The sequence below is a fragment of the Nostoc sp. FACHB-152 genome (assembly GCF_014697475.1).
In the GTDB taxonomy this organism is placed as follows: Bacteria; Cyanobacteriota; Cyanobacteriia; order Cyanobacteriales; family Nostocaceae; genus Nostoc_B.
Genome location: NZ_JACJRV010000137.1, coordinates 1 through 11,187, shown reverse-complemented (window position 1 = coordinate 11,187; position 11,187 = coordinate 1). Strand labels below are relative to the sequence as shown.

Genomic DNA, 11,187 nt, shown 5'->3' with positions numbered 1-11,187 from the left:
TGACGACCGAGGTAGCAAGCGCAACCGATCAAGAAGTGGAAAATTACCAATTGGTATGGGCCACCGTTGTACAACCACTCATCTAAGGAAGCTGCTTCCCAAATGGGGTAGAAGTGCAAACCGATAGCGTTAGAAGAAGGAACAACTGCACCAGAGATGATGTTGTTGCCGTAGATTAAAGAACCTGCTACTGGTTCACGGATACCATCGATGTCTACTGGAGGAGCAGCGATGAATGCAATTACGAAGCAGGTGGTTGCTGCTAACAAGGTTGGAATCATCAACACGCCGAACCAACCGACATAAATCCGGTTTTCGGTGCTGGTGATCCAGTTGCAGAACCTTTCCCATACGTTTGCGCTACCGCGCTGTTGTAAGGTTGTGGTCATTTTCTTATGATTGCTGAAAGTTTATTTAATGTTGCAGGCGTATTATTTTTCGCCTGTACTCATAAACTTTACATCTATTTACGTCAAGTAGGTGTTTTATTTTCTTATGTAAATAGATTTATTGATTATATTTACTTATATAAAGGAGGGGCGCGATCGCACCCGGCAAACTTAAAAGTCAAAGTAAATATAAGGTAAGCTGCCTTCAGGAGCTAATAACCAAACCACGTAGAAGCAAAGCGGTACGAAGACGAGCTTGATCGGCCAGTTTAACTGGAGCTTTAACCTACCATTCAAAGCATAGACCAGACCCATAACAGCAGCTAAAATCACCAGCATCCAAGTTAATTGGTAGGGGCTGATAGTTAATGCTTCCACATAGACTTTTTGAGCAAACTGTGCGTCAGCCGGCTGTCCCCAAAGACGCTGAATGACCAAAGAAGAATCTTGGAGATTGGGCAAACGAAACCAAATCCAAGAAGTAAAAACCATCAACTGGGTCAATAGCCAAGCGATAACTACACCCACAGGATTTTCCCAAAAGTGTGCCAGTATTTCATAGCGATCGCTCAAATCATCTGTGAGCCGATGAACTGCTAAAGCAATTCCGTGCAGAATACCCCAAACGAAAAAACCCCAGGCAGAACCGTGCCAAATACCCGCAATCACCATCACGATAAATAAATTCAAGCAGGTACGAAGCAAACCAAGTCGAGAGCCACCTAAAGGAAAGTAGAGGTAATTACGCAACCAATCACCTAAAGTCATGTGCCAGCGTCGCCAAAAATCGGCAATGCTGGTACTGAAATAAGGAAAGTCGAAATTCTCTGGTAGAACTAAACCGAAGAGTAAAGCAGTGCCACGGGCAATATCTACGTAACCATTAAAATCTAGATATAGTTGCAAGCCGTAGGCAAACGTCGCCAGCCATAAATCACCGCTACCTGCACGTTGTAAGTTACCAAAGCATAAATCAACAAAAATACCTAAATTGTCAGCCAACAAACCTTTTTTAACTGCGCCTCTAGCAATTAACCACAATGCTTCTGTCGCTCTCTCAGCTGTTGGAAATTGTAGTGCATTAAATTGAGTTGCTAAATTGTGGTAGCGGGTAATTGGCCCAGAAATCAATTTAGCAAAGAAGAGTTTGTAGGTGGCAAATTTGACAAGATTGTCAGTTGCAGGTGCGCCACGATAGACATCTACTAAATAAGCAATACACTCAAATGTAAAAAATGAAATTCCTAAAGGTGCAATTATTTTAAAAGATGCATCTGGTGAATTAATTTCTCCAGGAGATATGAAATTAAATATAGTTGTTGCATATTTAAAACCTAATAGCAACAAGACATTAATTATTACACCCAGCCACAATACTTTTAGTCGGCGACTATTCCAATCTGCTTGGGCATATTGCCACTCTTCATTAGAAATTCGCCAATCAATATTATGTTCTCCAGGAGAAGTGTTATTGCCAATTTCTCGTCCTAAACGGAAGTTAATAAACGTTAGAGCTAATAGCAGTGGTAGATACTGGATGCTCCAAGAAGCATAAAAAGCAAGACTAGCAGTTAATAAAATCCATAAACGCCATTTCTGTTCAGTTAATGTCCAGTAAATTACTAATATACTCAGTAAAAATATTCCGTAAGAAATTGATATAAAGTTCATGTTTGAGTCATTTGTCAATGGTTATTTGTCATTATTCTTCACTTTGTTGGCCAAGAAATCATTGGGTCACCTGCCAGTTTTTTCGAGACTTCGTAGGCTCCAAAGCGGTTAAGGTGGCTGGGGTCAGAAAAATAGTCATTGGTTCTTGGCCAAAGTAGGCTGAAGTCTCGATAAATAAAGTTGGGATTTGCCGATAAACGTAGCATATATTGTTGGAATTCTTGCTCAGATTTTTTGCGTACTGGATCTAAATATTCGGCGGTGAGAGGCGTATTAATAAACACTAAAGGAATTTGCTGAGACTGAGTAAACCGCAAAACTTCTTGAAAGGCAGCGTCTTGTTTTCCTTCTATACTGAAAGATTTGTAGTCATTGTCATAACTGCCTGTAACTCGTGGATGTTTTTGATAATATCTAGCAGGATTAAACCGGACAGATAAAGGCAAGAATCCATCAAAATCAACGGCTTGCGAAGAAGTATCTTCTTCTAAATTTTCGGTTGCAGATTCAGCAGGTTTTCCATTTTTGGCAGAGCGATCGCTCACTAATGGCAAGCCATCTAGTTGTTGATGTAGTAGAGTTTTAAGTTGGTCGCGGTTTTTGTAACTACTAGAAAAGAGAGCTAAAACTCTATTTAAGCCATTATTAATGTTTTGATAGGTACTAATATCATCTGGCTTTTTCTCTGCCTTTTGTTTTTGTTGAACTGCGGCAAGATTGTTTACAGATTCATCAGCAGAGGCAGTAGCTTGTGCTTTTTCCATGATTTTTTTATAACCAGGAGAAGCAGCGATCGCATTAAAAGTTATGTCTTCGCGTCCACTATTAAAAGCACGAGAACCATCAGCCCAGAGAATTAATTTCGGTAGTTCTGAGGGTTCAAGAACTTGACGAATAATAAAATCTACAACTTGTGCTGTAGCACCGTTAACACCAAAGTTAAACACATCAATATCGGCATAGCCTTGTTTTGCCAAAGCTTTCGATAACTCGGCTGGGTCTACTCCACGCAAAGCCCGCGAAGAACCAATAACTAAGACATCTGGCGGATGTCCTTGAATATTTAACCTCTGTCTATATAAAGCTAGTTGTTCATCTAATTGTCTGGCGTTAAAACTAGGCATTTGCGATCGCGCTGCTAACAAAATTGCCGATGCTGTGGCTTTTTCTTTTAGTGGCGCGGCGATTAAAGTTTTTGGTGCAGAATCATCGTCAATAAATCCAGAAGCATTAAAGAAAGAACTATTCTGTTGTGATGATTTTGGTTGAGGTGAATTACTTAAAAACTCTTTCTGGCTTTGCTTTACTTCTGTTGTCACTGGCTTTGGTTCAGACGGTTTAGGCGTAACACTCACCACCTCTGCCTTACTTGGCATAGTCCGAGCTACAATTTGCCCAAGTACCCAATCTGTTTGCAGAGTCAACAATAGTCCCAGGGTTGCCCAAACCAAAGCAACTTTTAACCCTCCTTGCAGGTCAGGCTCTGCTGCGTTTGACTGGTCGATATCTGTAAATATCTGTGTTCCTAGCAGCATATTTTTAAATGTGGTGCTGGCTGCTAGAACCCAATCTCTTGCTGCTTCTGTAACAAAAGTTTGGACTTCTTGAGAAGTTAACTCAACTCGGAAAATTGGTTCTTGAGTATCTGTAACTAACAGTTCGCCCACATATTCAGAAGTAGCAGCAAACTCTGGGGTAGCTTCGGGAACTAAACGTTGGCGTTGAACAAAATCTACACCATGATGCCAAACAGGTTCTTTATTCCCAGCACGGCGACCATAAACTCTTATCCCTGCAACCTCTGGCAATTTTAATTGCCGCATAAACTGAGTGACTTTATTTGCTACTTGTTTGCGGAGGGGACAAACTGGTGCATCACACATAATGTGCAGTAAGTCACCTTTGCGTAACAAGATGACGCGAATCCCGCCAGTTTTTAAACGCCACTCTAAATCATTATTTAATAAGCGTTCTAATAAGAAATGAGTAGCGGGTTCATCGCCGTCAGTTGCTAATTCCAAAGCGGAGGTAGCCAGGGCAGGATGTTGGGCTGCGGGTAACGAAATCCAGTCAATCCAAGTTGGCTGCTTTTGTCCAGTTTTCTGCCCGTAAACTGTAGCACCGAGAATGCCTTGGGGTGCGATCGCCTCAAGTTGCGATACGATTGTTTCTAGACATTGGGTTTTGTCTGGCGCATCTTCTAAAGCATTAGCGGCGGGAGAACAAAAAAGATGTAAAGTTGATTCTTTAAGGGATGCTTGGACAATTACCTTAAATTCTGATAATACCTCTGTTAAAAGTCGAGCGATCGCTTGTACATCTCCCCAACGCGCCCACTCTTTAAGCATCAACTCTGGTGGGGTTAAATCTATCCGGAGTAGCCAATCATAGCTAGTTTCACCGTTTACTTGGGAAGCAATGATCGCATCTTGATAACCAGGAAGCTTTAACAGTCTGAGTTTTTGTGCTATTGGTTCAGCAAGTAGTGAGGGGTCTGGACTATAGGCAGACTGGCACAAAATCCACAACCGATTGGATGAGACTTGATATTGATCTGGCTTGATTGTGACTTGTACCGACACACCCAAAGAACTCAGGGTTTCGCTTAAATAACGCGCGATCGCCTGGACATCACCTCGACGCGCTAAACTCTCATTTGATATAATAAGCGCCCCGCCCGGCTTTGATGCTTCCGAGTCTTTTAAGGCTTGCTCTACCTGTTCTAAATGCTTGTCTAATTGATTTAGATATACCCTATGGCACCATTGAGGGCGATTTTCCCCCTTTTTTCGTCCGTAGACCAATACTTGGTATATTGAGGGTTGTTCTTTGCTTGTTAAGACATCTAAATCCGTTTGCTGTAGTGCGCGAAGCAAATCAGAGAGTGTACGCCAGCGTAAAGGACACTCGGTTGCTTCACAAAGGATGAGTAGGTCATTTCCTTGCAGCCGGACTTTCACCCCTAAAGTGTTGATCCCTGTTGCTTGGCTTACCCATTGCACTAATGTTTGCTGGCTATCTGGTAATACTTTTTTCATGGGCAGTTAACTTTACAGGAAACGAGTATTCGGAGGTATTGCCTGCGCTTGTAAACTAGAACCATAGGTTTATCATATTTTGCTGTTTTTTTTTAACACTTTTGTTACCGTCTGTGCTTGCAAAATAGTCCAAGATAGTCTTATATCGTTGCAAGTTTTACAGAAGTTGAGTTTTGCATTTCATTTTTCTCGTTTGCCAACAACCCACAATTAGCAATGCCCCCTACTACCTCCCCATCTTCAACCAACCCCGGATTAAATTTGTTTCTGTTTAGTATTCCCCAATCTTTCCTCTTAGAAATAGGTACAGCGTCTATACTACTGCTGCTTACCTCTCAAAAGGCCACAGTACAAGCCCTAGAATCTCTAGGACAAGCAAGTGAAGAATTGTTGCGCGGCGATCGCTTGCCTATTCTTCCCTTTCCTAACGATGAATTAACTAATAAAAGCTAAAACTTATACTTTAAAACACCAACCGCTCATAGAAAACAATGAGCGTAAATCACAAAGTTCAAAAATGTAAACAGTAATCGGCTTTACAAGAGAAGCAAATATGAGTACAGTTTTATACTCTGTATCACACGCTACGAATTACTACCCAGCGTCAGAATTATTCTTACGTCGTCGTCTCCAAATAGTTGAAGAGTTATGGGAGAACGTACTGCGGCAAGAATGCGGGCAGAAGATGGTCGATTTATTGCGCCAATTGCGCGATTTGTGTTCGCCGGAAGGACAAGCTACCAATGACCAAGCAGCTTCAGCAGTTAAGTTGATTGAACAACTAAATATTAATGAAGCTATTCGTGCCGCTCGTGCTTTTGCGCTCTATTTTCAGCTGATTAACATCATAGAGCAAGAATATGAACAAAAACAGCAATTAACTCGTTATTCTGAAGTAGAAACAGAAGCAACGACAGTAGAGATTATCTCTGATAGTAGTTATTCTTCTAATGACAAAGAAGATGATGCATTTGTCAACAAAGGCGTAGGTACAGATTTATTAGCTAAAAGTTGGGTTAGCAAAATAGACAACAAACAAAAAGGAACGTTTGCCACCCTATTTCCTTATTTATATGAACTGAATGTTCCACCCCAACAAATTCAACGGCTAATTTCACAGTTGGATGTGCGCTTGGTATTCACCGCACACCCCACAGAAATTGTGCGTCATACTATCCGCGACAAACAACGGCAAGTAGTAAATCTGCTGCAACAGATAGATGCGGTAGAAACCCGCGCCGGCGGATATCCTTGGGAGTCAGCAGAGTTACGCGAGAAGCTAGTCGAAGAAATTCGTCTGTGGTGGCGCACAGATGAACTTCATCAATTCAAACCTACAGTCTTGGATGAAGTCGATTATGCTTTGCACTACTTCCAAGAAGTATTATTTGATGGCATTCCGCAACTGCATAAACGCTTCAAATATGCTTTGAGTAGAACTTTTGACTGGTTGGAACCCCCACGCAAGAATTTCTGTTCTTTCGGTTCTTGGGTGGGTTCTGATAGAGATGGGAACCCATCAGTCACACCAGAAATAACTTGGAAGACAGCTTGTTATCAACGCAAAATGGTGCTGGAAAGATATATTCAATCAGTTAAGACATTGATTGAGTTATTAAGCATCTCCATGCACTGGAGTGATGTGCTACCTGATTTATTAGAATCGTTGGAATTAGATCAGTCGCAGTTAAGTGAAATATACGATGCTTTGGCTCTGCGTTATCGCCAAGAACCTTATCGGCTGAAGCTGGCTTATGTATTAAGGCGGCTAGAAAATACCCGCGATCGCAATTTAGCATTATATAAACGCGAAACTCCCACGAACGAAAATGCACCAATGTACCGTTCCGGCGAGGAGTTTTTGGCAGAATTGCGGCTGATTCAGCGCAATTTAAGCGAAACTGGTCTGAGTTGTCGAGAACTAGATAATCTGATTTCTCAAGTCGAAATCTTTGATTTTAACCTGACACAGTTGGATATTCGTCAAGAATCATCTCGCCATTCCGATGCACTGAATGAGATTTTGGAATACTTGCAAGTATTGCCGCAATCATATAACGACCTGAGCGAAGAACAGCGAGTTGCATGGTTAACCTCAGAATTGCAAACTCGCCGCCCATTAATTCCAGCAGAACTGCCATTTTCTGAGAAAACCAATGATGTCATTGAAACTTTCAGAATTGTGCGATCGCTGCAACAAGAGTTTGGTGTTGGCATCTGCCAAACTTATATTATTAGTATGTGTCGTCAAGTCAGCGACGTACTAGAAGTTTTACTGTTAGCTAAAGAAGCCAGATTATTTGACCCAGCAGTTGCAGTCGGGACAATTCAAGTTGTACCCCTATTTGAAACTGTAGAAGACTTGCAGCGTTCTCGCAGCATCATGCGCCAGCTGTTTGAACTCCCGTTATACCGGGCTTTGTTAGCTGGTGGTTACGAAATTATTCAGCAAAGAGATCCTCAGAACTTAGCACTCAATCCCGACTTACAAGAAGTCATGCTAGGATACTCAGACAGTAACAAAGACTCTGGCTTTTTAAGTAGCAACTGGGAAATTCATAAAGCCCAAAAATCATTGCAAAAAATTGCCGAAGCATATGGCGTAAACTTACGGATTTTCCACGGTCGCGGCGGTTCTGTGGGACGGGGAGGCGGCCCAGCTTACGAGGCGATTTTGGCACAGCCAGGTCACAGTATTAACGGGCGAATTAAAATTACCGAACAAGGAGAAGTATTAGCTTCTAAATATTCCTTGCTGGATTTGGCTTTATATAACCTAGAAACCGTCACCACCGCCGTCATTCAAGCCAGCTTACTGCGAACAGGGTTTGATGATATCGAACCTTGGAATGAAATTATGGAAGAACTAGCAGTGCGATCGCGGCAACATTATCGTGCTTTAATCTACGAACAACCAGATTTCATTGACTTCTTCCACCAAGTCACCCCCATAGAAGAAATTAGCCAACTGCAAATTAGTTCCCGTCCAGCACGGCGGCCTTCCGGGAAGAAAGATTTAAGCAGTTTGCGCGCCATTCCTTGGGTGTTTAGCTGGACACAAACCCGATTTTTACTACCTTCTTGGTACGGTGTGGGAACAGCTTTGCAAGAATTCTTGAATGAAGAACCAGAAGAACATTTGAAACTACTGCGCTACTTTTATTTGAAATGGCCGTTCTTCAAAATGGTGATTTCCAAAGCGGAAATGACCTTAGCTAAAGTAGATATTCAAATGGCACACCATTACGTCCAAGAACTATCAAACCCAGAAGATAAAGAAAGATTTGAGAAAGTTTTTGAGCAAATTGCCAGTGAATACTATCTAACTAAAGATTTTGTCTTAAAAATCACTGGTCACAATCGATTATTAGATGGCGACCCTGTATTGCAACGTTCTGTGCAGTTACGTAACGGTACAATTGTCCCCTTAGGTTTTATTCAGGTTTCACTACTCAAACGCTTACGCCAAGCAAAAAACACCACCGCAACCTCTGGCGTAATTCATTCCCGTTACAGCAAAGGCGAGTTACTCCGAGGCGCACTGTTAACCATCAATGGTATTGCGGCGGGAATGCGAAATACAGGCTGATTTGCTTTGCAGAGTCATTTGTCATTGGTATGTTACTAATGACAAATGACTATTGACTAATGACTAACAATAAAATTTTAATCTGCACCCTTTTAGCCCTATCTTCAGGGTTTTTTGGTAGCTATATTGGCGGACAAATCACCCTGATGCTGCATAGCCAGAAATGCCAAAACCAACCCTGGGGCTTAAACCAAATGTGTCATGCATGGGTAGCACCGGGGGCGATGTGGCAAGGTAGCACCAGAGGACTCTTGACTGGTACAGTTTTAGGGGCGTTTGTTGGTGGCATAATTACAAGGCAACCTTAACTTTGCGTACCATTGCGCTTACCTCTCTTTTCCTCCGCGTTGAAACCAGAATTGTGACATCAAACTGGTAAAATCTACCCAAAGCGAAGAAAGAGCAAAAAGCGATGACTGCTGAAACAAATCAAGTAAGTTCCACAACCACAGGTGCAGATGCGATTGATGAAGCGATCGCAAAAGGTATAGATTTTGATGGTACTCCCATTCCTACCGCCAAGCTAGACCTTTATAACCAAGTCATGGCGTTAGAAGCAAATAGACAGCGTAGTGGCGTTTCTAATACAATGCGATCGCGTATTGTGAGAATTGGTGCCAAGCACATTCCGCAACCAGAACTCGATCAAAAGCTTACAGAAGCAGGATTTGCACCTCTCAAAGAAAAAGAAATTGCCTTTTTTTATGGCGGTAAATAATTAAATCAGTAAGCAGTAAACAGTTATCAAAGTGCATCGGTGGGGAACTCTGACCTCAGGATAAATACATTATTGTTTACTGATAACTGTTTACTGTTACAAAGTTCGCACAGTTAACACCTGTGGTGGTGTAGAATCGGGCGGATAAATCACATCTACTTGTAAATTACGTTGGCTTGCAGGCGGTATAACAAACTGCACCAACGGTTCCAAAACCTGACCAGTTCTGTGCCATAAATGCACATAGCGAGTTTTCTGTTGTCCTTGGTCATCAACATATCTTAGTCGCACCGTACCACGAAAGAACGGAAAATTGAGAGACGGTTTGCGGAAACGAAGACCACCTTGAGATAACTTGTCTTCTTTTAAAGGTGTTTCCAGGGTGACTGTAACTTTCTGAGTTTGGTTGGTATTATTCTTTAACGGCAAACTGAGATTATATTCCACCCCATAATTACCGTGCGCTTCGTAAGCGGTATCAGGATAACGCACCAACATTTTTGCCGTCTGGATTTGTTTAGTACCCAATTGACCGCCCCGCAGAGTATCCAAAGCAAAAGAAATTCCTTGACCACGCGCCGGAATAGTCAACTCCCTGGCTTTGATATGATCTACCAAATTAGCTTGCCATTGAGAACCTTGAGATACACCAGCCACACGCCCATAAATTAGTGAACCACCTGTAGCATCTGGCGGAGTCGGAGTTTTATCCCTTGGCCCAGCAAAACTGCCATTATTTAATAAAGTTTCCCATTCTTTAAGAGTAGGCGCGCGATCGGAACCATCAGCATTTTTCTTGGCAAACATTGCCATACTTGCTGCATACACCTTGCCACTACTCCGCAGACGCAGAAAACTCGAACGACCATTTACAGGCTTTTCTAAATTACGTACCGGAATTGGATGATTCAGCAACATCCGGCTTCCGCCCGGAGGAATGACTAACTTAGCAGGAAACTCAGCTTGACGAACACCCCGCAAGACATCACTAACAGCCCTCGCACCTGGCCCAGAATAAACTTTACCATCATTATTTTCTAAATAAGGCGGTAAAGTGACAAACGGTGCATCTTGCATCAAATAACTGGCTGCCTGCAACACATTTACAGTCACAGGTTTTTTACTAGGGTTATGCAGCATTACACCGATGTATAGCGTTTGTAAATCTTTGGGAGTGTGGGTGTAATGGTGGGCGAATAAATCAAAGCGTCCCTGAAAAGCAAAATTGAGATGTGCAGCTGGAACTTTTTTACCGTTATTAGGAAAGGTAGAAAGTAAAATACCCTCGTTCTTAATCCATTCTGGGCTATTGCTGTTAAAAACAGGGATTGTATCTAACTTTCCAGGTAAAGGACGAACTTTTCCAGATTGCACAATTTCCTGGGGTGCTAGTTTAGGTGAAGTTTGGGCAACTACTACTGAACCATTTTTAAAGCTTGTACATCCAACTGTTTGAGTAACAGCAAGTCCAAATAGAAGTATAAATACAGGTGATACTAGTTTATGGATCATAAATAACTGGCTCAAGGAAGCTGTACTGTCAATGATGTTTTTTCATAGCTACAAGTTACTTAACCTAAATTTCTGAAGTTTTAATTAAATAGCTAATTTACCTATAGTCGTCTACCATATTGCTTTAATTATTTTTAAATGTCCATACTTATAACACTTTAATGATTTAGGCTCTCCCAGACTAGATATGATAAATTAGTAGCAGAAATACCAATTGAGTAGAATTCTTCTTCTAAAATTATCAAAGTTAGTTAAACCATAAGCTCTTCT

The 11,187-nt window shown here is 41.8% G+C and carries 7 protein-coding genes and 1 pseudogene; 4 read left to right on the top strand and 4 right to left on the bottom strand.

The features are described 5' to 3' along the window. The 3 genes and pseudogenes from H6G76_RS35130 to H6G76_RS35120 form a co-directional block, all read right to left on the bottom strand. Window positions 1-389 (bottom strand): annotated as a pseudogene (locus H6G76_RS35130) (photosystem II q(b) protein); the annotation flags it as partial. 171 nt (window positions 390-560) lie between these two features. Next, window positions 561-2,060 (bottom strand): MBOAT family protein, encoded by a 1,500-nt coding sequence (locus tag H6G76_RS35125; protein ID WP_190710807.1) that lies wholly within the window; start codon window positions 2,058-2,060, stop codon window positions 561-563. 38 nt (window positions 2,061-2,098) lie between these two features. After that, window positions 2,099-5,098: a DUF1574 family protein gene (locus tag H6G76_RS35120; protein WP_190710806.1), complete on the bottom strand. Its 3,000-nt coding sequence runs from the start codon at window positions 5,096-5,098 to the stop codon at window positions 2,099-2,101. Between the two features lie 216 nt (window positions 5,099-5,314). Between H6G76_RS35120 and H6G76_RS35115 the strand changes: the two genes are divergently transcribed. The 4 genes from H6G76_RS35115 to H6G76_RS35100 all read left to right on the top strand — a co-directional run bounded on the left by H6G76_RS35115 (window position 5,315) and on the right by H6G76_RS35100 (window position 9,405). Next, complete coding sequence (locus tag H6G76_RS35115) at window positions 5,315-5,551, top strand: hypothetical protein (RefSeq protein ID WP_190710805.1); 237 nt, start codon at window positions 5,315-5,317, stop codon at window positions 5,549-5,551. A 100-nt stretch (window positions 5,552-5,651) separates the two neighbouring features. Continuing rightward, the gene (gene ppc / locus H6G76_RS35110; RefSeq protein WP_190710804.1) at window positions 5,652-8,687 is read left to right on the top strand and encodes a phosphoenolpyruvate carboxylase; all 3,036 of its coding nucleotides are present in this window, start codon (window positions 5,652-5,654) and stop codon (window positions 8,685-8,687) included. Between the two features lie 59 nt (window positions 8,688-8,746). Continuing rightward, window positions 8,747-8,995 (top strand): hypothetical protein, encoded by a 249-nt coding sequence (locus tag H6G76_RS35105; RefSeq protein ID WP_190710803.1) that lies wholly within the window; start codon window positions 8,747-8,749, stop codon window positions 8,993-8,995. A gap of 104 nt (window positions 8,996-9,099) precedes the next feature. Then, window positions 9,100-9,405: a DUF4090 family protein gene (locus H6G76_RS35100; RefSeq protein WP_190710802.1), complete on the top strand. Its 306-nt coding sequence runs from the start codon at window positions 9,100-9,102 to the stop codon at window positions 9,403-9,405. Window positions 9,406-9,501: 96 nt separating this feature from the next. Here H6G76_RS35100 and H6G76_RS35095 read toward each other — a convergent pair whose 3' ends face one another. After that, the gene (locus H6G76_RS35095) at window positions 9,502-10,917 is read right to left on the bottom strand and encodes a DUF3370 domain-containing protein (RefSeq protein ID WP_190710801.1); all 1,416 of its coding nucleotides are present in this window, start codon (window positions 10,915-10,917) and stop codon (window positions 9,502-9,504) included. Window positions 10,918-11,187 lie beyond the last annotated feature (270 nt).

What these genes read in the sequence shown, in the direction of transcription:
- H6G76_RS35100 (WP_190710802.1), top strand. Translation starts at nt 9,100, where the DNA reads ATGACTGCTGAAACAAATCAAGTAAGTTCCACAACCACAGGTGCAGAT.
- ppc (WP_190710804.1), top strand. Translation starts at nt 5,652, where the DNA reads ATGAGTACAGTTTTATACTCTGTATCACACGCTACGAATTACTACCCA.
- H6G76_RS35120 (WP_190710806.1), bottom strand. Translation starts at nt 5,098, where the DNA reads ATGAAAAAAGTATTACCAGATAGCCAGCAAACATTAGTGCAATGGGTA.
- H6G76_RS35115 (WP_190710805.1), top strand. Translation starts at nt 5,315, where the DNA reads ATGCCCCCTACTACCTCCCCATCTTCAACCAACCCCGGATTAAATTTG.
- H6G76_RS35125 (WP_190710807.1), bottom strand. Translation starts at nt 2,060, where the DNA reads ATGAACTTTATATCAATTTCTTACGGAATATTTTTACTGAGTATATTA.
- H6G76_RS35095 (WP_190710801.1), bottom strand. Translation starts at nt 10,917, where the DNA reads ATGATCCATAAACTAGTATCACCTGTATTTATACTTCTATTTGGACTT.
- H6G76_RS35105 (WP_190710803.1), top strand. Translation starts at nt 8,747, where the DNA reads ATGACTAACAATAAAATTTTAATCTGCACCCTTTTAGCCCTATCTTCA.